Source organism: Allobosea sp. P5_A5 (assembly GCF_056400625.1).
This window is the reverse complement of record NZ_JBFUKY010000006.1, coordinates 276,415-296,983: the sequence shown is the minus strand read 5'-3', so window position 1 is coordinate 296,983 and position 20,569 is coordinate 276,415. Positions and strand designations below refer to the sequence as shown.

Genomic DNA, 20,569 nt, shown 5'->3' with positions numbered 1-20,569 from the left:
TTTCGTCATTGCGAGCGTAGCGAAGCAATCCAGGGAGACTGGGTTGCAACCGTTCGATCCAGTCCTCCGGAATGCTTCGTCGCTTTGCTCCTCGCAATAACGTGGAGCATCCGGAAGTCTCAGCTTCCCTTCAACGCCCTTTGCAGCAGCCGCCCTGCCGCCGCTTGATCGAGCGGGCCGACATGCTTGTCGAGGATGCGCCCGTCCGGCCCGACCAGAAACGTCTCGGGCACGCCATAGACGCCCCATTCGATCGCCGACCGGCCCGCTTGATCGGCCCCGACCGCTGAAAAAGGGTTTCCAAGTGCGCCAAGGAAACGGCGAGCATTCTCGGCCTCGTCCTTGTAGTTCATCCCGACCAGCGCAACCTTGCCCTGCCGCACCGCATCCGACTGCGCGATGCCCATCAGCACGGGATGCTCGACCTTGCAGGGCGCGCACCAGCTCGCAAACACGTTGACGAGCGTGGCGCGGCCTCGGCCGAGATCGGCATTGCCGAAGGCCGGCACCGCCTGCCCCTCCCGCACCAATCCCTCGACCGGAGCCAGCGCGATCGCCGGCGCCGTCTTGCCGATCAGCGCCGAGGGCACGCGGCTCGTATCGCCCGAGAACAATCCGATACCAAAGATGATCGCCAGTCCCACGAACAGGATCAGCGGGATCAGAAAAACCAGGGGCGAGCGGCGCGGCGGCGCCGGATCGCCATGATCGGGCTCGGCGGGGCTCACGAAAGGCTCCGGCCGGAGCGGCGGCCCGCTCCACGCTCTTCCAGCGCAGCCAGCGCCTTCTTCTGCGCGGCATGGTCGCGCAGGATCGAGGTTGTCAGCCCCACAAGGATGACCGCGACGGYCGCGTAGGAGCCGAGGATATAGTCGGCATGCGGCCCGAGGCGTTCGAGCAAGGCGCTCATGCCGGCAAGCCCTGCGCGGCCAGCCGGTCAAGCCGCTCTGCTTCCATGATCGTCAGCGTGCGCACGCGCCGGCGCATGATCTCGGCCCGCATCGCCACCATGTGCAGCATCAGCGCGAACAGCGTGAAACCGGCGGCGAGGATCAGAAGCGGCCACAGCATCGAGCCGTCGATGGTCGAGCCGCCCATGCGGAAGACGGAAGCCGGCTGGTGCAGCGTATTCCACCAATCGACCGAAAACTTGATGATCGGCACGTTGACGAAACCGACCAGCGTCAGGATCGCGACCGCTCGCCCGGCCCGCGACGGTTCGTCCAGCACGCGCCACAGCGCGGTGATGCCGAGATAGATCAGGAACAGTACCAGCACCGAGGTCAGCCGCGCATCCCACACCCAATAAGTGCCCCACATCGGCTTGCCCCAGAGCGCTCCGGTGATCAGGCAGATCAGGGAAAAGCAGGCCCCGATCGGTGCGGCGGCCTTCTGCGCGACATCGGCGAGAGGGTGGCGCCAGACCAGTGTGCCGAGCGCCGAGAGCGCCATCATTGTGTAGAACATCATCGCCAGCCAGGCGGCCGGTACATGCACGAACAGGATGCGGATGGTCTCGCCCTGCTGGTAGTCCGGCGGCGCCGAAAACCACGCCAGATAGAAGCCGACGACGAGCAATGCCACCGCCACCACCGAGAGCCAGGGCAGCAGCGCGGCGGAAAAGCGCATGAAGCGCGTCGGGTTGGCGAGGTCGATCAGGCTGGCCATGAGCGTCGTCGAAGGCGTCCTTGCGGCAAGGGTGCGTGCGCTGCTTTAGCAATGTGGACAGGTTCCAAGCAATCCGCCCCGGCCGGCTGCGACATCACGGATGGGCGAACGGCCCGATAGGGGAACCGCTTCATTCGGTGGATCGCAACGCGGCGGCGGCCGCGATCGTGCCCATCGCGACCGCCGCGAGCGACAGGCCAGCGAGGATCAGGAAAGGTGTGCGGAACGGCACTGTCCCGCCCAGCGCGGCATTTGCGGCCGAAACGCCGAAGATCAGCACGGGAATCGTCAGCGGCGCCACCAGCACCGGCACGATCAACCCGCCGCGCCGCAGGCTTGCGGCGACCGCAGCCCCGACAGCGCCGATGAAACTCAAGGCCGGCGTGCCGACGAGAAGCGTCGCGACCAGGGGCAGGACGCTTTCGCCCGGCAGAGCCACCAGCAGGCCAAGCAGCGGCGTGGCCAGCGCCAGCGGCAAGCCGGTGGTCAGCCAATGGGCGAGGCCCTTGGCGAGCACGACGGCTTCCAGTGGGAGCGGGGAAGCACGTAGCAGGTCGAGCGAGCCATCCTCCTCGTCTGCCTGAAAAAGCCGGTCGAGCCCGATCAGCACCGAAAGCAGCGCACCCAGCCACAGGATCGCCGGGCCGATGCGCGAGAGCAGATTGAGATCGGGCCCGAGCGCGAAAGGCACCAGCACCACGATCGTCAGGAAGAAGACGAGCGCCAGCTCGCCCCCGCCGCCGGCCCGCGCCGCCAGCACCAGATCGCGTTTAAGGATGGCGAGAAACGCACCGGTCACGGTCCGATCCGCAATTCACGCGCCCCGTCCAGTCCGAGCGATCCATGCGTTGCGGCAAGGATTGCTCCGCCCCGGCTCAAATGCACGCGCATCAGGCCTGTCAGCATCGCTTGCGACCCAGCATCCAGAGCCGCCATCGGCTCGTCCAGCAGCCAGAATGGCCGATCAGCCACCAGCAGCCGGGCCAGCGCGACGCGACGCCGCTGGCCGGCCGAGAGATAACCCACCGGCAGCGTCGCCGCATGGCTCAACCCGACGCTCGCCAGCGCCTCCGAAGGCGTCGCGGAAGGGCTGCCCAGCACCGCCTGGGCGAAGGCGAGGTTTTCCTGCGCGCTCAGGGCAGTCTTCAATCCGTCGCGATGGCCGACGAGATGGCAGAGTTCCGCAAGTTCGGCATCCTCGGCGCCCTCGACCCCGCACCGCCCCGCGTCCGGTCGCAGCCTTCCGCACAGCATGGCGATGAGACTCGACTTGCCGGCGCCGTTGCGCCCGGTCAGCGACACGGCTTCACCCGCTCGCAATGACAGGTTCACACCCTCGAAGATCACCCGGCCGCCGCGACGACAGGCAAGATCCTCGGCGAAAAGCCGCAGATCGGGAGAAAATCCTGAACTCAAGAGCGCGCTGCCGCCGGAATGCTCGACCCGTTTTCGTTCATGTAGCGCGCTTCCTGGAATTGCTCTATAGAACCCGCGGCTACGCCGCACGCCGATCCGGCGCGGGGCTCGGGCACTCCCGAGGCGGCGCGCGCGTCATGCGCATTAGGCCTTCGAACGGCAGGCTTCGCAAGAGCACGTCTTTCGTGACCGCAACCCCTCAATCAGGATGTGCCGCCATGGCTTCGCTCGATTCATTCAAGGCCCGCAAGACGCTCGACGTCGGCGGCAAGAGCTACACCTATTATTCCCTCCCCGACGCCGAAAAGAACGGCCTGCCCGGGATCTCGAAGCTGCCCTTCTCGATGAAGGTCCTGCTGGAGAACCTACTGCGCAACGAGGACGGGCGCTCTGTCACCAAGTCGGACATCGAGAATTTCGTCGGCTGGCTCGACGACAAGGGCAAGGCCGGCAAGGAGATCGGCTTCCGCCCCGCCCGCGTGCTGATGCAGGACTTTACCGGCGTACCGGCGGTGGTCGACCTCGCCGCGATGCGCGACGGCGTGAAGGCCCTGGGCGGCGATGCCCAGAAGATCAACCCGCTGGTGCCGGTCGATCTCGTCATCGACCATTCCGTGATCGTCGATGAGTTCGGCACGCCCAGGGCGCTCGCCCAGAACGTCGAGCTCGAATACGAGCGCAATCAGGAGCGCTACAAGTTCCTGAAATGGGGCCAGCAGGCCTTCGATAATTTCCGCGTCGTGCCCCCCGGCACCGGCATCTGCCACCAGGTCAATCTCGAATACCTCGCCCAGACCGTCTGGACCCGTCGCGAGACGATCGATGGGGCCGAGGTCGAGGTGGCCTATCCCGACACCGTCGTCGGCACCGATTCGCACACCACCATGGTCAACGGCCTCTCCGTGCTCGGCTGGGGCGTCGGCGGCATCGAGGCGGAAGCCGCCATGCTCGGCCAGCCGCAGTCGATGCTGCTGCCCGAGGTCATCGGCTTCAAGCTGACCGGCTCGCTCAAGGAAGGCATCACCGCCACCGACCTCGTGCTCACCGTTACGCAGATGCTGCGCAAGAAGGGCGTCGTCGGCAAGTTCGTCGAGTTCTTCGGCCCGGGCCTCTACAACCTGACGCTGGCCGACCGCGCCACCATCGCCAATATGGGCCCGGAATACGGCGCGACCTGCGGCTTCTTCCCGGTCGATTCCGAGACGATAGATTATCTCACCACCACCGGCCGCACATCGGAGCGGATCGCGCTGGTCGAGGCTTACAGCAAGGCGCAAGGCCTGTTCGCGACGCGTGAGACCACCGATCCGGTCTTCACCGACACGCTCGAACTCGATCTCTCGACGGTTCAGCCTTCCATGGCCGGCCCGAAGCGCCCCGAAGGCCGCGTCGATCTCTCGGCCGTCAAGACCGCCTTCGCCAGCGCGATGGAGACCGACTACAAGAAGGGCGGCGAGCTCTCCCGTCGCGTCGAAGTCGAGGGCGAGGATTTCGATCTCGGCCACGGCGACGTGGTCATCGCCGCGATCACCTCCTGCACCAACACCTCGAACCCTTCTGTGCTGATGGCCGCCGGCCTGCTCGCCCGCAACGCGGTGGCGAAAGGCCTCAAGGTCAAGCCGTGGGTCAAGACCTCGCTGGCGCCCGGCTCGCAGGTTGTGGCTGAATACCTTGCCAAGGCCGGTCTGCAGAAGGACCTCGATGCGCTCGGGTTCAATCTCGTCGGCTTCGGCTGCACCACCTGCATCGGCAATTCCGGCCCGCTGCCGGCGCCGATCTCGAAGACGATCAACGAGAAGGGCCTGATCGCGGGCGCCGTCATCTCCGGCAACCGCAATTTCGAGGGACGCGTCTCGCCGGACGTGCAGGCGAACTACCTCGCCTCGCCTCCGCTGGTCGTCGCCTATGCGCTGGCGGGCTCGGTCCAGATGGACCTGACCACGCAGCCCCTCGGCCAGGGCTCCGACGGCCGCGACGTTTATCTCAAGGACATCTGGCCCTCCAACAAGGAGATCCAGGACTTCATCCAGCAGAACGTCACCCGCGCCATCTTCGAGGCGAAATACGCCGACGTCTTCAAGGGCGACGAGCATTGGCAGGCGGTGAATGCGCCGACCTCGGAGACCTATGCCTGGGACGACGATTCGACCTATGTGCAGAACCCGCCCTATTTTCAGGGCATGCAGCAGAAGCCGGGCGCGATCTCCGATATCGCGGGCGCCCGCATCCTCGGCCTGTTCGGCGACAAGATCACCACCGATCACATTTCCCCGGCCGGTTCGATCAAGGCGGCCTCGCCCGCCGGCGCCTATCTCTCCGAGCATGGCGTCGCGGTGGCGGACTTCAATCAGTACGGCACGCGCCGCGGCAACCATGAAGTCATGATGCGCGGCACCTTCGCCAATATCCGCATCCGCAACCACATGCTCGGCCCGAACGGGCGCGAGGGCGGCTACACCATCCACTACCCCAGCAAGGAAGAACTGCCGATCTACGACGCGGCGATGAAGTATCGCCAGGAGAGCGTGCCGTTGGTGGTTTTCGCCGGCGTCGAATACGGCAACGGCTCCTCGCGCGATTGGGCTGCCAAGGGCACCAACCTGCTCGGCGTCAAGGCGGTGATCGCCCAGAGCTTCGAGCGCATCCATCGCTCGAACCTGGTCGGCATGGGCGTCGTGCCCTTCACCTTGCAGGAGGGCACGAGCTGGGCCTCGCTCGACCTGAAGGGCGACGAGATGGTCTCGATCAAGGGTCTGGCGACGGTCAAGCCGCGCCAGATGATGGAGGCCGAGATCACCTATGCCGACGGCACCATGAAGACCGTGCCGATCCTCTGCCGCATCGATACGCTGGACGAGATCGACTACTTCAAGAACGCCGGCATCCTGCAATATGTGCTGCGCGGTCTGGCTGCCTGAAACACACGCACGTCATTCCCGGGCCGCGCACCGCGCGGACCCGGGAATCTCATGCCGAATGGGCTGGTTTACGAGATGGTCGGGTCAAGCCCGACCATGACGGCCTCCGTAGCACCCGACCCGCAGTTGTCCTGGGACGGCTCGCGGTGTAAGGGGGCGCTACAGTCATCCACGGCGGAGGCTTGGGGCAGACGCGGGACCATGAGGTCCGGCGTCCGGATGCCGCCCGCCGAAATCCTTCAAGACGGGAGCACCCGCATGTCCGCCACGTTTGAGACGGTCGCCGGTATCATTTCGGAGACCTGCGATATTCCGCGTGAGAAGATCACGCCGGAAAGCCATGCCATTGACGATCTCGGCATCGATTCGCTCGCATTCCTCGATATCGCCTTCGCGATCGACAAGGCCTTCGGCATCAAGCTGCCGCTCGAGCAGTGGACGCAGGAAGTCAACGAGGGCAAGGCGCCCGCCGAGCAGTATTTCGTGCTCGAGAATCTCTGCAAGCGCATCGACGAGCTGGTCGCCGCCAAGAAGGCGTGACGACATCGCCGTAGCCGCCGGACTTGAGCCGGCGCCCCGCTCCCGATAGAGCATGAAACCGCGCTGCGGATCGTTCGATCCGTGCCGCGGCTTTGCGTCGTTCCGGCGCTACAGCAGAGCAAGGACCGCATGCGCCTCGAATATTTCGACATGATCGACGCGGTCACGACCTTCGATCCGTCGCTGAAGCGCATCGTCACGCGCTCCACGGTGCCGAGCGAAAGCCCGGTCTTCGAGGGCCATTTTCCCGGCCACCCGATCGTTCCCGGCGTTCTGCTGACCGAGACGATGGCGCAGGCTTCGGGCTTTCTGGTGCTCGGCATGAACGGGCTGTCGCAGATGCCCTTCCTGATGACCGTCGACAAGGCCCGCTTCCGCACCTTCGTCGAACCAGGCGCCGAGCTCGAAGCCGAGGCCGAAATCGTCATCGAAGGCTCGGGCTATGCCGCAACCAAGGCGAAGCTCTCCAGCGGCGGCAAGCCGATCTGCGACGCGCAGCTACGCTTCCGCCTGATGCCCTTTCCCGCCGATATGCGCAGCTTGATGGAGAGCCGCATCGCGGCAATCGGCTTGAAGCCGGAGCCTGCGCCATGACCAGCGTCCACAACAACCGCGATGTGGTCGTCACCGGCATCGGTATCGCCTCCTCGCTCGGCGAGGGCATCGAAGCCCATGCGGCAGCGCTCGCCACTGGTGCCGCGCCGGTCGTCGATGCCGACGGCTTCAAACCCTATCCGGTGCACCCTCTTGCGACGCTGGAACTGGACAGGCAGATCCCGAAGAAATCCGACCAGCGGCAGATGGAGCCCTGGCAGCGTCTCGGCGTCTACGCCGCCGGCCTCGCCCTCGACTCCGCCGGCTTGAAGGACGACACCGAGGCCAAGAGCACGCTGCAGGTCATCGTGGCGGCGGGCGGCGGCGAGCGCGACCATGCCGTCGACTCCGCCATCCTCACCGGCCTGCGCGGGGCCGACGACCCCGGCGCCTATCTCAACGAGCGGCTGACGGGCGACCTGCGCCCCACGCTCTTCCTAGCGCAGCTGTCCAATCTTCTGGCCGGTAACATCGGCATCGTGCACGGCATCACCGGTCCCTCCCGCACCTTCATGGGCGAGGAACAGGCCGGCGTCGACGCGATCCGCATTGCCCAGGCCCGCATTGCCGCCGGTCAATCCGACCTGATGCTCGTCGGCGGCGCCTATAACGCCCAACGTCGCGACATGCTGCTCCTGCTGGAACTGGGCGGGTTCCTGCGTCAGGGCGATTTCGCCCCGGTCTTCGCTCGCGATGGCGCACCCGGCCTGATCTCGGGCAGCGCCGGCGCCTTCCTTGTGCTGGAGTCGGCCGAGCGCGCCAAGGCGCGCGGCGCCAAAATCCACGCAAGGCTCGGCCCCGTCGGGGCCAGCCACGGCAAACGTCAGGCGGGCAGCGTCGAGACGGCGCTGACCGGCCTGGTCGGCGAACTCGGCGGCGCCGCGACGCTCGCCATCTCGGCCGCGACCGGTTGCGCCGGCATCACGACCGAAGAAGCCGCCGCGCTCGCCAAAGCCGCTCCGTCGGCCAGGCGCATCGCCACGGGCGATCTCGTCGGCCATGCGCTCGAAGCCGCCTTCCCGGTCTCGGTCGCGCTGGCCGCCATCGCCATCTCGACCGGGCAGGCGCAGGACGCGATCGTCACCGGCGCCGGCCATTGGCGCGGCGAAGGCGCCGCCCGCCTGGTCCAAGCGTGAAAGGTCAGGCCATGAGCACGCATCGCGACACAAAAGGCCGCCCGCTGGTCGCTGTCACCGGCCTGGGCATCGTCACCTCGCTCGGCCAGGGCAAGGATGTGAACTGGCAGGCGCTGACGGCCGGCCGATCCGGCATCCATGCGATCAAGCGCTTTCCGACAGAAGGCCTGCGCACCAAAATCGGCGGCACCGTCGATTTCCTGTTCGATGAACCCTTCAGCGCCCCGCAACTCTCCGAAAAGCTGGCGACGCTGGCGGCGGAAGAGGCGGTCAGCCAGAGCAACCTCGGCGAACCCGGCGCTTTCCCGGGCGAGCTGTTCATGGCGGTGCCGCCCGTCGAGATGGAATGGCCGCAAAAGCAGGAGCTGGCCCGGACCTTCGAGGGCGACGTCGACTATGACGGCCTGCTGCGTGCTGCAGCTTCGAAGAAATTCGCGGCGATGCACGAGATGTTCCTGTTCGGCACCGTCGCCGATCATATTGCCGATCGCTTCGGCACGCAGGGCTCGCCGATTTCGCTCTCGACTGCCTGCTCCTCGGGCGCAACCGCGATCCAGATGGGCGTCGAGGCGATCCGGCGTGGCGAGACCCAAGCCGCGCTCTGCGTCGGCACGGATGGATCGATCCATGCCGAGGCGCTGATCCGCTTTTCCCTGCTCTCGGCCCTGTCGACGCACAATGATCCCCCCGAGGGCGCCTCGAAGCCCTTCTCGAAGAACCGCGACGGCTTCGTCATGGGAGAGGGCGCCGGAGCACTGGTGCTGGAGGATTACGACCACGCGCTGGCGCGCGGCGCGACCATCCTCGGCATCGTCGCCGGCTGCGGCGAGCGCGGCGACGGATTCCATCGCACCCGTTCCAGTCCGGACGGAAAACCCGCGATCCTCGCCATGCAGGACGCGCTCGCCGATGCGGGGCTCATCCCCGACGATGTCGACTACGTCAACGCCCACGGCACCTCGACGCCGGAGAACGACAAGATGGAGGCGATGAGTTGCGCCGCCGTCTTCGGCGAGCGCATGGCAAGCCTGCCGATCTCCTCGAACAAGTCGATGATCGGCCACACGTTGACGGCTGCCGGCGCGGTCGAGGCGGTGATCTCGTTCCTGACCATCGCCAACGGCATGATCCCGCCGACGATCAACTACGCCAATCCCGACCCGGCCATCGCGCTCGACGTGGTGCCGAACGAGGCCCGCAAGGCCAACGTGCGGACGGTGATTTCCAACTCCTTCGGTTTCGGCGGCCAGAACACCTGCCTGGTGCTGACCGCGCCGCCGGAGGCAGCATGACCGGAGTGATCGCGTGACAAAGGTTCTGGTCACCGGCGGCGCCAAGGGCGTCGGCGCGGCGATCGTGCGCGCGCTCGCAGGTGCCGGGCACGATGTCGACTTCACGTTCCGCTCCTCGGCCGATCAGGCGAAGGCGCTCGCCGCCGAGGTCGCCTCATCCCATCCCGGTCGCTCGGTCACCGCGCTGCCGCTCGATCTGTCCGACAAAACGGCCCTCGATGCGTTCTGCGCGGAGCGCGAGGAGGAGGCCTATTTCGGCCTTGTCCACAATGCCGGCCAGCCCTACGACGCGCTGGCGGCGATGCTCGACCAGGACAAGGCGGAAGCCGCGATGCAGGTCAATTTCTGGGCCTTCACCCGCCTCGCCAAAACCCTGATGCGCAGCATGATCCGCGCGCGCGCCGGCCGCATCGTCGCGATCGGCTCCGTCGCGGCGCTGCGCGGCAATCCCGGCAATGCCGCTTATGCCGCAACCAAGGGCGCGCTGATCTCTTATGCCAGAACGCTGGCGGTCGAGACCGCCAGGCGCGGCATCGCCGTCAACGTCATCGCGCCGGGCTTCGTCGACACCGACATGATGGCACCCTACGCCGCCTATCGCAACAAGATGCAGGCGCAGATCCCGGCCGGCCGCTTCGCCAGACCAGAAGAGGTCGCCGGCCTCGCTGCTTTCCTGATGAGCGAGCCTGCAGCCTACATCACTGGCACGGTCCTGCCGGTCGACGGCGGCGTTACCGCGCAGCTCGGCGTCCATCGCTGAATCGACGGGCGCAGGCTCCCGTGCTAAGGTTCGCTCCGAACCGGAGTGAACCGAAATGACGGCAGCCTTCACCATCCGCCTCGACGACGCGATGCTGGCCAAGCTCGATGCGCTGGCCGCCGATAGCGATCGGTCGCGCAACTGGCTCGCGACGAAAGCGATCGAAGATTATGTGGCGCTCAATGCTTGGCAAATCGAGCAGGTCAAGGCCGGGATAGCGGAAGCCGATCGAGGCGAGTTTGCGACCGATGCCGAAGTGGAAGCAGTATTTGCAAAGTATCGAGCCTGATCGATCGTGAAGATCGTCTGGACACGACGCGCCTTGCGAGAAATCGATGAGATTTTCGCGTATGTCGCAGGCGACAGCCGCGCCGCCGCATCTGCCCTGGTATCGATGATCGAAAGCCGTGCAGAGGTGCTGGCCGGCCATCCCGAGATTGGGCGGCCCGGGCGTGAGCACGGGACGCGCGAACTTGTCCTGGCCGGCGCACCCTACATCCTTCCCTATCGTGTCAGGGACGGCCGCGTCGAAATTCTCGCTGTATTCCATACCTCCCGGTCATTCCCCGGCACGTTCTGAAAGATTTCGAAATCCTCATGCGTTCCCTCCAACTCCATGGCGACCGCGACCTCCGTCTCGAGGAGATCGAGCCGCCGCCGCCGCCCGCTCCCGGCGAGGTGCAGATCCGTATCAGGGCGGTCGGGCTTAACTACCTCGACCTCTGGGGCTTTCGCGGCATGGCCTTCGCCAAGCGCAAGATGCCGCAGGCGGCCGGCGTGGAGGCGGCGGGCGAGATCGTCTGTGTCGGCGAGGGCGTAACCGGATTTGCGCCGGGCGATACCGTCACCGCCTATGGCGCCGACACCTGCGGCCAGTGCAAGGCTTGCCGCGAAGGTCGCGACAATCTTTGCGAAAACGTCGCCGGCATCATGGGCTTCCATATCGACGGCTTCGCCCGCGAGTTGCTCAACCGCCCCGCCCGTCTCACGATCAAGGCGCCGAAGGGGGTCTCCTTCGAGGATGCGGCTTGCGCACCGATCGGCTTCGGCACTGTTCAGCACATGCTGTTCGACAATGCGAAGCTGGGACCGGGCGAATCCGTGCTGATCCACGCCGGCGGCTCCGGCATCGGCACCGCCGCGATCCTGATGGCGAAGGCGATCGGCTGCACCGTCTATACGACGGTCGGCGACGACGAGAAGGGCGCCAAGGCCAAGGCGCTCGGCGCCGACCACGTCATCAACTATCGCGAGGACCGCTTCGAGGGTGTCGTCCGCAAGCTGACCGGTCGCAAGGGCGTCGATGTCGTGTTCGAGCATGTCGGTGCCGACACCTGGAACGGCTCGTTGCTGTGTCTGAAGCGCGGCGGCCGGCTCGTCACCTGCGGGGCGACCTCCGGGCCGTCGGCCTCGCTGAACCTGATGCAGCTCTTCCAGCAGCAATATCGTATCACCGGCTCGTTCGGGTGCCGCATGGAGAACATTGCCCAATCGCTGGAGAAGATGGCCGGCGGGATGAAACCGGTGATCGATTCGGTGTTCCCGCTCGGCGAATTCGAGCAGGGCCTCGCCCGCATCGAAGGCCGGAAGGTCTTCGGCAAGGTCGTGATCGCGTTCTGAGAGTCGGGCCATGGCCTTGACGCCAGCGCGTTCCTGCCTCAGATCGCGCCTCTCAGGCCCGGTTTTGCTCCCGGCGCGAGCATTATGGGATTAACCGGACCGTGTTGAGACAAGCCAAGGTACTCGCCACGCGCATCGGCGCGGCGGTCACGATCGGCACGATCCGCGCGCTGTTCGGAATCCTGCGCCTTCTCGGGCCGGATCGTTCCAGCGATCTCGGAGGCTGGCTGTTGAGGACGGCGAGCCCGCTGATCCCGGTCAACCGTGTCGCGCTTGCCAATATTCGCGCGACCTTTCCCGAGATGCCTGAGCCCGAAGTCCGGCGCATCGCCCGCGCGGCCTGGGAAAATCTCGGCCGTGTCGCGGCCGAATACGCCCATCTCAAGACGCTGTTCGACTATGATTATCACCACCCCGACAGGCCCACTCGCGTCGAGGTGACCGGCATCGAGCACTTCATCGCGCTCAAGGACGACGACAAGCCCGGCCTGATCTTCTCGGCCCATCTCGCCAATTGGGAGCTGCCGGCGATCTGCGCCGCGACCTATGGTCTTGAGACGACCGCCGTGTTCCGCGCGCCCAACGACCCCGCCATCGCCGCGGTCGTCCACGAGATCCGCTCCGGCGCGATGGGGGGGCTCGCCGCCGCCAAGCAGGGCGCGGCTTTCGCGATGCAGGGCGTGCTGGAGCGGGGCGGTCATCTCGGCATGCTGATCGACCAGCATTTCACGCGCGGCGTGGTGGTGCCGTTTCTGGGCCGGCCGGCGCTGACCAACCCGATCCTTGGCAAGTTCGCGCGCCGCTTCGAATGCCCCGTGCATGGCGTGCGCGTCATCCGCCTGCCGAACCGCCGTTTCCGCATCGCGCTGACGCCTCCGCTCGACCTGCCGCGCGACGCCGCCGGCGAGATCGACGTGCGCGGCGCGATGGCCATGATGACTGCGGTGGTCGAGGGCTGGGTGCGGGAATATCCCGAGCAATGGCTCTGGATGCACCGGCGCTGGCGGCCGAACATGATTGCGGCGGACGCGATGGCCGCCTTCGATCACGGCCACGCGACCGTGCCGGTCTTCAAGGCAACGTGATTTCCATATTGAGGTGAGCCAAGGCTTTGGTAACCTCGAACCAACCCTTTCGAACCAGAGTGAGGCCATGCACCTCGGTCGACGCCACCTCACCTTGACGATCGCGGCCCTTGGTCTGGGCCTTGCGGGTGCTCAGGCGCAGCCGGCGACGAAGGAGCCGCGTGCGATGATCGAGCTTTTCACCAGCCAAGGCTGCTCGTCTTGCCCGCCCGCCGATGCGCTGGTGGTCGAACTCTCCAAGAATCCGGAGCTGATCGCACTAACGCTGCCGGTGACGTATTGGGATTATCTTGGCTGGAAGGACACGCTCGGCAAGGACGCCTTCGCCAAGCGCCAGAAGTTCTATGCCAAGGCCCGCGGCGACGGTCAGGTCTACACGCCCCAGGTCGTGGTCAACGGCACCGCCCATCTCGTCGGCTCGGATAAGGACGAGATCGAGAAGGCCGTGCGCCAGATCGCACCATCCGGCTTCGAGGCTCATATCGCGTTGAAGGAGGAGGCTGGCAATCTTGTCGTATCGGTCGCCCCATCCGGCGTGGCTGCCGATCGCACCGCCGGCATCTGGGTGCTGCCGATATCCCGCCATGCGACTGTGCCGGTCACGCGCGGCGAAAATCAGGGCAAGACGCTGTCATACACGAATGTGGTGCGTGGGATGGTGCGTGTGGGCGACTGGACGGGTAAGGACACCACGCTCACCGTGCCGCTTGCCACCGCCCAGGCCCCCGACGCCGACGGCTATGTCGTTGTCGTGCAGGCAGATCAGCCCGGAAAATACGGCATGATGCCGGGTCCGGTCCTGGGAGCCGCGCGCGGCAAGTCTGCGCCCTGAAACGCGCTGTCCTTCGGGCCTAAAGCAGCACGACCTTGTTCGGCAGTTCGTCGACATCGCCGGGCTGAGACGGGACATGCTGCGCCAGAACGGCGCCGACGGCATCGACCGCCGCGATAAGGCCTTCCGTCAAGCGCTCGTCGCGCGCGGCAATGACGAGCGGTTCGATGATCGCCTCCCAGCGCGACATCTCAACCAGCCCATCGATGCCGCTATCGGCTACCACTTCGGCATAGCGTTCCTGCAAGGCGATATAGAGCAGGACGCCGGTGCGTCCCCGTGTGCGGGTCAGACCCCGCGCCACGAATTCTCGCAGGGCTGCGCTATGGGCGCGCCGACGCTTGACGAAAGCGGGCACGAACCGGCCGCCGCGCCCATACCAGAGCAGGCTCGCCAGCAGGACGACAGCACAAAGCAGCTGGATCAGGAATATCCGCTGCGCGCTCACCATCGTCAGTGCGATCAGCGGCCACGGCACGAGCAACGCGAAGCCGAGCGCCATGACGACCGGCACCGTGCGATAGCTTGATGCGGCCCGCTCGACCACCACGACGATTTCGCCTGCGGTACGGCTTTCGGCCCGGCGGATCGCCTCGGCGATCGCATCCCTGTCGGCGGCATCCATCACCAGCTCCCCGAAGCGCCGCCGCCGCCAGATGACCCACCGCCGCCGGAAAAGCCGCCGCCGCCAGAACTCCAGCCGCCTCCGCCGCCCCAGCTCGAACCCGAGCTCCAGCCGGAGCCGGCACTGGGCGGCAGGACGATCCAGCGGCCGTCCCGCGTGCGGTAGCGCTGCGCGCCGCCCTGCTGCGACAACCCGCGCAGGACGGCAATGATGAAGAAGAAGACCAGCACCATCGCGATGACGACCCCGATGGTCTCGGCCGGCGTGGCTTCGTCGGTCCGGATTTCGGCGCGGCGTTGCCATTGCTCGGCATCGCCCGCCAGAATGCTCAGGATGGCATCGACCCCGGCCTCGATCCCGCCTGCGAAATCGCCGGTACGAAACTTCGGCGTAATCGCGGTCGAGATGATGACGCTGGAGAGGGCATCGGTCAGCGCGCCTTCGAGCCCGTAGCCGACCTCGATGCGCACCTTGCGCTCGTTGGGCGCCACCAGCAGCAGCACGCCGTTGTTCTTCGCCTTCTGGCCGAGCTGCCAGTGGCGGAACAGGCCGTTGGCGTAGTCCTCGATCGTCACGCCTTGCAGAGACGGCACCGTCGCGACCACGAGCTGGTCCGAGGTCTTGTCCTCATGCGCCTTGATCTTGTCGTCGATGCGCTGGCGCACCTCGGGAGCGATCAGATTGGCGCTGTCGACGATCCGTCCCGTCAGCGCGGGATAGCTCGGATCGGCTGCGAGAGCAGGCAAAGCGAAGAGCAGAAAGAGCAGCCCCGCAACGATCCGTCGGGCCGTCATTCTCGGACGGGGCGAAGCGGAGAGCCAAAAACCTCGTCCAAGAGAATCTCGTCGAGGAGACTCTCGTCCAGCAGATGCTCGGGTCGAGCCCAAGCATGACGGAATACGCCCCACGGGCCGTCGCCTCAGAACTTGACCGCCGGCGGCCTGTCCGCCCCGGCCGTCGCTGTAAAGGTTTCCATCGGCTTGGCGCCCCAGACGAACTTGGCCCAGATCACGCCGGGAAAGGTCCTGATCTCAGTATTGTAGGCCTGCACGGCCTGGATGTAGTCGCGCCGGGCCACGGCGACGCGGTTCTCGGTGCCTTCGAGTTGCGATTGCAACGCGAGGAAGTTCTGGTTCGACTTCAGGTCGGGATAGCGCTCCACCGTGACCAGCAATCGGCCCAGCGCGCCACTGAGCTGGTTCTGCGCGTCCTGGAATTCCTTGAACTTCGCGGGATCGTTGATGGTGGACGCATCGACCTTGACCTGGCTCGCCTTGGCCCGGGCCTCGACCACGGCGGTCAGCACCTCGCGCTCCTGCGCGGCATAGCCCTTCACCGTCTCGACGAGGTTGGGGATCAGGTCGGCGCGGCGCTGATACTGATTTTGCACCTCGGACCAGGCGGCCTTCGCCTTTTCCTCCAATGTCGGCACATTGTTGTAGCCGCAACCGGCCAGCGTCAGACCAAGAAGGCCGAGAACGAGCCACGCGAGCGGGCGGCGAAGCTGGGCGGTGAAAGACATGCCGAAACCCCTTTAGGCAACGTCGGGCAAAAATCGATTCGGACCTTACCTGCCGGAAGCCATGCATCCAAGCTGGCAGGCTACGGCGATTGGCCTATCGTGGTTGTCTGCTGAAGGAGGTTTCATGCGCCATCATGGTTTGCTGCTGTTGGCCACCCTGCTCGCGGCGTCGCCCGGCCCGGCCCGGGCTCAAACCCTGATCCAGGGTACGGCTCCTGCGCCGGAAGCCGCGACAGGCCGCAGCACCAAGGCCCTGGGGACCGCCCGGCGCGACATGGTCGCRGCCGCGAACCCGCTGGCGGCCGCTGCCGGCCGCGAGATCCTGCGCGCCGGCGGCAGTGCGGTCGATGCCACCATTGCGGTTCAGCTGGTGCTGAATCTGGTGGAGCCGCAAAGCTCCGGAATCGGCGGCGGGGCCTTCCTCGTGCATTGGGACGAGGCCTCGAAAAAAGTGACGACGCTCGACGGGCGAGAAACGGCACCGTCCGCCGCCAGGCCCGACCGCTTCATGAAAGACGGCAAACCGATGCCGTTTCGGGACGCGGTGGTCGGCGGCCGTTCGGTCGGCGTGCCCGGCACGCTGAAGCTGCTCGAGGACGCGCATCGGCGCTGGGGCCGATTGCCGCTGTCGGATCTCGTCGCTCCGGCGCTGAAGCTGGCCGAAGAGGGTTTCGCCATTTCGCCTCGGCTCAACGGGCTTCTCGCCGGCGAGAAAGACTTAGGCAAGAACGCGCTCGCCGCCGCTTATTTCTACGAGCCTGACGGCAGACCTAAGGCCGTCGGCACCATCCTGAAGAACCCGGCCTTCGCGGCGACCCTGCACGCGATCGCGCTGCAGGGTGCCGACGCGCTTTATAAAGGGCCGATCGCGGAAGACATCGTCGCGACCGTCACCGGCCACCCCACCAATCCGGGAGACCTCACCCTTGCCGATCTCGCAGCCTACACCGTCGAGGAGCGCGAGCCGGTCTGCGGAGACTATCGTGTCTGGCGGATCTGCGGCATGGGCCCACCCAGCTCCGGCGCCGTCGCGATCCAGCAAATGCTCGGCATCGTAGAAGGACGGGATCTGCGCCGCATGGGACCGGGCGCCGAGGCCGCGCACTGGCTGAGCGAGGCCGGCCGCCTCGCCTTCGCCGACCGCAATCTCTATGTCGCCGATCCCGGCTTCCTCAGCGTGCCCGTCAGCGGGCTGATCGACCGCGACTATCTTCGTTCGCGCGCCTTGCTGGTGAATCCAGAGCGCTCGATGGGCCGCGCCAAGCCGGGCGACCCGCCCAACAAGCGCGCGCAGCTGCTCGCGCCGTCCGACGGCATCGAGCATGGCACGAGCCATATCTCCGTCGTCGATGACGCAGGCAATGCGGTCGCGATGACGACGACGATCGAGGATGGCTTCGGCGCGCGCCTGATGACCAAAAGCGGTTTCCTGCTCAACAACGAGCTGACCGATTTCAACTTCGCGCCCGAAGAGGACGGCAAGCCGGTGGCCAACCGCGTCGAGCCCGGCAAGCGCCCGCGCTCCTCGATGGCGCCGACGCTGGTCTTCGATGGTTTCGGCAGGCTCTATGCGGTGGTGGGCTCGCCCGGTGGCAGCCAGATCATCGAATTCGTCGCCAAGACGCTGGTGGCCTTGCTCGATTGGCGCATGGACCCTCAAGCTGCCGTCGACTACGGCAATTTCGGCAGCCGCAACGGCCCGACCGAACTCGAGAAGGGCACAGAGGCCGAAGCCTGGAAGCCGGCGCTCGAAAGCATGGGCCACGAGGTCCGGCTGCTGGAGATGACCTCCGGCACGCAGGCCATCGTCAAKACGCCGGAGGGCTTTCTCGGCGGCGCGGATGGCCGGCGCGAGGGCGTGGCGATCGGCGACTGACGCTTCGTCATTCGCTTGTCATATCGAAGGCGTGTCGGTGCGCGGCTTTTCATGAAGGACCGCCCGCCATGCGCAAGCTTGCCTTCGCCTTTGTCGCCCTCCTCGCCGCTTCCGCGCCTTTGCATGCCGAAGACGCCAAGCCCTTCGCCACCGCCAAGAGCATCGACCTGCTGACGATCCTGAAGCCGCCGCCGGCGCCCGATTCGGCGCAGACCAAAGCCGAGCTCGGCGAGGTCCTGACGATCCAGGTCACCCGTACGCCCGAGATGGAGGCGCAGGCCATCGCTGACGCGACCGAGAACGTCTGGCGCTTCGCCGACGTGATGGGCCTGGCCTTCAAGACCGAATCGCTGCCGCTTTTCTCCGCCTTCTTCGACCGCATCGTCGAGACGGAGGGCGCGGTGGTCGACCCCGCCAAGGACACGTGGAAGCGCCCGCGCCCGCATCAGGCGAGCCCGCTGGTCAAGCCCGTGGTGAAGATCTCCAATTCCGGCGCCTATCCGTCAGGCCACACCACGGTCGGCACGCTGATGGGCATCGTGCTCTCCAACATGGTGCCGGAGAAGAAGACCGAGATCATAGACCGGGCCTGGGCCTATGGCTGGAATCGCGTGATCGGCGGCATCCATTACCGCACCGACATCGAGGCCGGACGGATCGCCGGCTCGGTGATCGCCGCGCGGATCATGCAGCAGCCGGACTTCCAGAGCGAATACGCCGCTGCCAGGGCCGAGCTGCGCAAGGCGCTCGGCCTCTAAAAGGCGCGGATCACGCGAGTGGCGCTATGGCAGCGCCATGTTCGCCGCCGGCACCGCGCCCGGCGATCAGCCAGTAGACGAAGCCGCTGACGACGCCGACCAGAAAGAGCCCGGAGATGATCTGCAGCTCGGCCTGGCTCGGCGCCCGCGACAGCTTGAGCATGGCGAGCGGCAGCAATGCCGCCAGCAGTCCTGTCGCGCCGCTCTGCAGCAGCCCGCTGCGCAGCCGGAACAACTCCGCGAAGAGGGCGACGACGACAACTGGCGCGACGATGATCGCAAAGCCGAGCCGCGTCACCAGCGCGAAAGCCGCCTGAGCGGCCGGCGCCGGGTCGATGCCGCTATCGGCGAGCCCGAAGATGATGTCGAGAAGCCGCTCGATGCCGCCGCCGATGGTCAGCGCCACCGCCGGAGACGCGACGCTGGCCGCGCCCAGCGCGAACAATCCGGCGCCCATCGCAATGAGGCACGCGAACGGGATCAGCAGCAGCCAGCGCAAGGCCAAGGACTTATTCCTCGCTTGAGTTATTCGGCCGCGACGGCAGGCGCCGCAGCCTCGCTCGCCTGCTCCTGATCCAGCATCAGCCGGGCGCGCACGGAGAGCTTCTCGGTCTCGCTCTTGAGCTGACCGCAGGCGGCGAGGATATCCCGTCCACGCGGCGTGCGCACCGGCGACGCATAACCGGCCCGGAAGACGATTTCCGAAAACCGCTCGATCCGGTCCCAATCCGAGCATTCGTATTTTGTGCCGGGCCAGGGATTGAACGGGATCAGGTTAATCTTCGCCGGAATGCCCTTGAGCAGGCGCACCAGCTCCCGCGCCTCGGCATCGGAATCGTTTACGCCCTTCAGCATGACGTATTCGAAAGTGATGCGCTTGGAGTTGGTCAGCCCCGGATAATTCCGGCAGGCCTCCATCAAATCCTCGATCGGGTATTTCTTGTTCAGCGGCACCAGCTCGTTGCGGAGATCGTCGCGTACGGCATGCAGCGAGATCGCCAGCATGGTGCCCATCTGATCGCCAAGCGGGCCGATCTGCGGCACGACGCCTGAGGTCGAGACCGTGATGCGCCGGCGCCCGATCGAAATGCCCTGATCGTCCGAGATCACATCAATTGCATCGCGCACGCCGTCGAAATTATAAAGCGGCTCGCCCATGCCCATGAAGACGATGTTGGTGATGAAGCGCCCGCCATCGTTCGGCACGAAGGCGCCCTGCGGCGGCAAGCGGTTGGGAAAATCGCCGAGCCGCTCGCGCGCCACCATCAACTGCGCGACGATCTCCTCGGTGGTGAGGTTGCGCACCAGGCGCTGCGTGCCGGTGTGGCAAAAGGTGCAGGTCAGCGTGCAGCCGACCTGGCTGGAGACGCAGAGCGTGCCGCGATCGACCTCGGGGATATAGACGCATTCGATCTCGGCGCCGCGATCATGCGGTCCCGTCGAGGGCATGCGCATCAGCCATTTGCGGGTGCCGTCGGTCGAAACCTGCTCGACTGTCACCTCGGGCAGATCAAGCGAGAAGTGCTCGGCGAGTTGGGCGCGCAGGCCCTTGCCGATCGTCGTCATCGCGTCGAAATCGCGCACGCCGTAATGATAGACCCAGTTCCAGAGCTGGCCGACGCGCATGCGCCGTTCCTTCTCAGACACGCCGATCTCGGCCAGCGCGTCTGCCATGCCGGCGCGCGTGCGGCCGACCAGCGAAGGCCTCCGCAAAACGGGTTCGGCCGCCGGAGCGGCCATCGGGGAAACGGACACGGACATCGGAAACTCTGCTCGGATCGGCGCCCATGGCGCCCGTCGATGGCAGCGCCATAGCATATCCGGCGCTCAAAGCGAAGCGGTTGAAGCTGCAGGCTATTCCTCAGCCCTCATCCTGAGGAGCCATTCCGGGAGGAATGGCGTCTCGAAGGATGTTTCAGGAGGCTGC

24 protein-coding genes are annotated in these 20,569 nt (G+C 66.2%); 13 read left to right on the top strand and 11 right to left on the bottom strand.

What is annotated here, in order from left to right; all coding sequences use genetic code 11:
• Positions 1 to 119 precede the first annotated feature (119 nt).
• The 5 genes from AC1DR6_RS14565 to ccmA form a co-directional block, all read right to left on the bottom strand.
• Positions 120 to 728 carry a DsbE family thiol:disulfide interchange protein gene (locus tag AC1DR6_RS14565; protein WP_476829952.1) on the bottom strand — a complete coding sequence of 203 codons (609 nt, stop codon included), beginning with the start codon at positions 726 to 728 and terminating at the stop codon, positions 120 to 122.
• The gene (gene ccmD / locus AC1DR6_RS14560; protein WP_476829951.1) at positions 725 to 910 is read right to left on the bottom strand and encodes a heme exporter protein CcmD; all 186 of its coding nucleotides are present in this window, start codon (positions 908 to 910) and stop codon (positions 725 to 727) included. The genes AC1DR6_RS14565 and ccmD overlap by 4 nt, the downstream gene beginning before the upstream one ends.
• Positions 907 to 1,668, bottom strand: coding sequence for a heme ABC transporter permease (locus AC1DR6_RS14555; RefSeq protein WP_476829950.1), 762 nt, complete (start codon positions 1,666 to 1,668; stop codon positions 907 to 909). Before AC1DR6_RS14555 ends, ccmD begins: the two co-directional genes overlap by 4 nt.
• Positions 1,669 to 1,798: 130 nt before the next feature.
• A complete protein-coding gene (ccmB, locus tag AC1DR6_RS14550) occupies positions 1,799 to 2,467 on the bottom strand; it encodes a heme exporter protein CcmB (RefSeq protein WP_476829949.1) in 669 nt (222 codons plus the stop codon).
• Positions 2,464 to 3,060, bottom strand: a complete 597-nt coding sequence (gene ccmA / locus AC1DR6_RS14545; RefSeq protein WP_476829981.1) for a heme ABC exporter ATP-binding protein CcmA — start codon at positions 3,058 to 3,060, stop codon at positions 2,464 to 2,466. The genes ccmB and ccmA overlap by 4 nt, the downstream gene beginning before the upstream one ends.
• A gap of 242 nt (positions 3,061 to 3,302) precedes the next feature.
• Here ccmA and acnA point away from each other — a divergent pair, with 242 nt between their 5' ends.
• The 10 genes from acnA (at position 3,303) to AC1DR6_RS14495 (ending at position 13,029) form a co-directional block, all read left to right on the top strand.
• Positions 3,303 to 6,002 carry an aconitate hydratase AcnA gene (gene acnA, locus AC1DR6_RS14540; protein WP_476829948.1) on the top strand — a complete coding sequence of 900 codons (2,700 nt, stop codon included), beginning with the start codon at positions 3,303 to 3,305 and terminating at the stop codon, positions 6,000 to 6,002.
• Positions 6,003 to 6,260: 258 nt separating this feature from the next.
• A complete protein-coding gene (locus tag AC1DR6_RS14535) occupies positions 6,261 to 6,542 on the top strand; it encodes an acyl carrier protein (protein ID WP_476829947.1) in 282 nt (93 codons plus the stop codon).
• Between the two features lie 129 nt (positions 6,543 to 6,671).
• Positions 6,672 to 7,136: a 3-hydroxyacyl-ACP dehydratase FabZ family protein gene (locus AC1DR6_RS14530; protein WP_476829946.1), complete on the top strand. Its 465-nt coding sequence runs from the start codon at positions 6,672 to 6,674 to the stop codon at positions 7,134 to 7,136.
• On the top strand, positions 7,133 to 8,272 hold the full coding sequence (locus AC1DR6_RS14525) for a beta-ketoacyl-ACP synthase (protein ID WP_476829945.1): 1,140 nt from the start codon (positions 7,133 to 7,135) through the stop codon (positions 8,270 to 8,272). Before AC1DR6_RS14530 ends, AC1DR6_RS14525 begins: the two co-directional genes overlap by 4 nt.
• Before the next feature lie 11 nt (positions 8,273 to 8,283).
• Entirely contained in the window at positions 8,284 to 9,564 is a 1,281-nt protein-coding gene (locus AC1DR6_RS14520) for a beta-ketoacyl-ACP synthase (protein WP_476829944.1), read from the top strand.
• A 13-nt stretch (positions 9,565 to 9,577) separates the two neighbouring features.
• Complete coding sequence (locus AC1DR6_RS14515) at positions 9,578 to 10,324, top strand: SDR family NAD(P)-dependent oxidoreductase (protein WP_476829943.1); 747 nt, start codon at positions 9,578 to 9,580, stop codon at positions 10,322 to 10,324.
• Positions 10,325 to 10,379: 55 nt separating this feature from the next.
• Positions 10,380 to 10,613: a CopG family ribbon-helix-helix protein gene (locus AC1DR6_RS14510; protein ID WP_476829942.1), complete on the top strand. Its 234-nt coding sequence runs from the start codon at positions 10,380 to 10,382 to the stop codon at positions 10,611 to 10,613.
• Positions 10,614 to 10,619: 6 nt separating this feature from the next.
• Positions 10,620 to 10,904: a type II toxin-antitoxin system RelE/ParE family toxin gene (locus AC1DR6_RS14505; RefSeq protein WP_476829941.1), complete on the top strand. Its 285-nt coding sequence runs from the start codon at positions 10,620 to 10,622 to the stop codon at positions 10,902 to 10,904.
• Between the two features lie 17 nt (positions 10,905 to 10,921).
• On the top strand, positions 10,922 to 11,944 hold the full coding sequence (locus AC1DR6_RS14500) for a zinc-binding dehydrogenase (RefSeq protein ID WP_476829940.1): 1,023 nt from the start codon (positions 10,922 to 10,924) through the stop codon (positions 11,942 to 11,944).
• Between the two features lie 101 nt (positions 11,945 to 12,045).
• Positions 12,046 to 13,029, top strand: a complete 984-nt coding sequence (locus tag AC1DR6_RS14495) for a lipid A biosynthesis lauroyl acyltransferase (RefSeq protein WP_476829939.1) — start codon at positions 12,046 to 12,048, stop codon at positions 13,027 to 13,029.
• Here AC1DR6_RS14495 and AC1DR6_RS14490 read toward each other — a convergent pair.
• Positions 13,016 to 13,219: a hypothetical protein gene (locus tag AC1DR6_RS14490; RefSeq protein WP_476829938.1), complete on the bottom strand. Its 204-nt coding sequence runs from the start codon at positions 13,217 to 13,219 to the stop codon at positions 13,016 to 13,018. The genes AC1DR6_RS14495 and AC1DR6_RS14490 overlap by 14 nt on opposite strands.
• On the opposite strand from AC1DR6_RS14490, the gene AC1DR6_RS14485 reads away from it, so the two are divergent.
• Positions 13,196 to 13,861, top strand: coding sequence for a DUF1223 domain-containing protein (locus AC1DR6_RS14485; protein WP_476829937.1), 666 nt, complete (start codon positions 13,196 to 13,198; stop codon positions 13,859 to 13,861). The two genes, AC1DR6_RS14490 and AC1DR6_RS14485, sit on opposite strands and share 24 nt — an antisense overlap.
• 19 nt (positions 13,862 to 13,880) lie before the next feature.
• On the opposite strand, the gene AC1DR6_RS14480 is transcribed toward AC1DR6_RS14485, so the two are convergent.
• The 3 genes from AC1DR6_RS14480 to AC1DR6_RS14470 form a co-directional block, all read right to left on the bottom strand.
• Complete coding sequence (locus tag AC1DR6_RS14480; RefSeq protein ID WP_476829936.1) at positions 13,881 to 14,486, bottom strand: TPM domain-containing protein; 606 nt, start codon at positions 14,484 to 14,486, stop codon at positions 13,881 to 13,883.
• Positions 14,486 to 15,280: a TPM domain-containing protein gene (locus AC1DR6_RS14475; RefSeq protein ID WP_476829935.1), complete on the bottom strand. Its 795-nt coding sequence runs from the start codon at positions 15,278 to 15,280 to the stop codon at positions 14,486 to 14,488. The genes AC1DR6_RS14480 and AC1DR6_RS14475 overlap by 1 nt, the downstream gene beginning before the upstream one ends.
• Positions 15,281 to 15,405: 125 nt before the next feature.
• Positions 15,406 to 16,008 carry a LemA family protein gene (locus AC1DR6_RS14470; RefSeq protein ID WP_476829934.1) on the bottom strand — a complete coding sequence of 201 codons (603 nt, stop codon included), beginning with the start codon at positions 16,006 to 16,008 and terminating at the stop codon, positions 15,406 to 15,408.
• A gap of 124 nt (positions 16,009 to 16,132) precedes the next feature.
• Here AC1DR6_RS14470 and ggt point away from each other — a divergent pair, with 124 nt between their 5' ends.
• On the top strand, positions 16,133 to 17,884 hold the full coding sequence (ggt, locus tag AC1DR6_RS14465) for a gamma-glutamyltransferase (protein ID WP_476829933.1): 1,752 nt from the start codon (positions 16,133 to 16,135) through the stop codon (positions 17,882 to 17,884).
• Positions 17,885 to 17,952: 68 nt separating this feature from the next.
• Positions 17,953 to 18,642, top strand: a complete 690-nt coding sequence (locus tag AC1DR6_RS14460) for an acid phosphatase (protein WP_476829932.1) — start codon at positions 17,953 to 17,955, stop codon at positions 18,640 to 18,642.
• A gap of 10 nt (positions 18,643 to 18,652) precedes the next feature.
• On the opposite strand, the gene AC1DR6_RS14455 is transcribed toward AC1DR6_RS14460, so the two are convergent.
• Both AC1DR6_RS14455 and rlmN read right to left on the bottom strand, forming a co-directional pair.
• A complete protein-coding gene (locus tag AC1DR6_RS14455; RefSeq protein WP_476829931.1) occupies positions 18,653 to 19,147 on the bottom strand; it encodes a hypothetical protein in 495 nt (164 codons plus the stop codon).
• A gap of 20 nt (positions 19,148 to 19,167) precedes the next feature.
• Positions 19,168 to 20,403, bottom strand: coding sequence for a dual-specificity RNA methyltransferase RlmN (rlmN, locus tag AC1DR6_RS14450; RefSeq protein ID WP_476829930.1), 1,236 nt, complete (start codon positions 20,401 to 20,403; stop codon positions 19,168 to 19,170).
• Positions 20,404 to 20,569 lie beyond the last annotated feature (166 nt).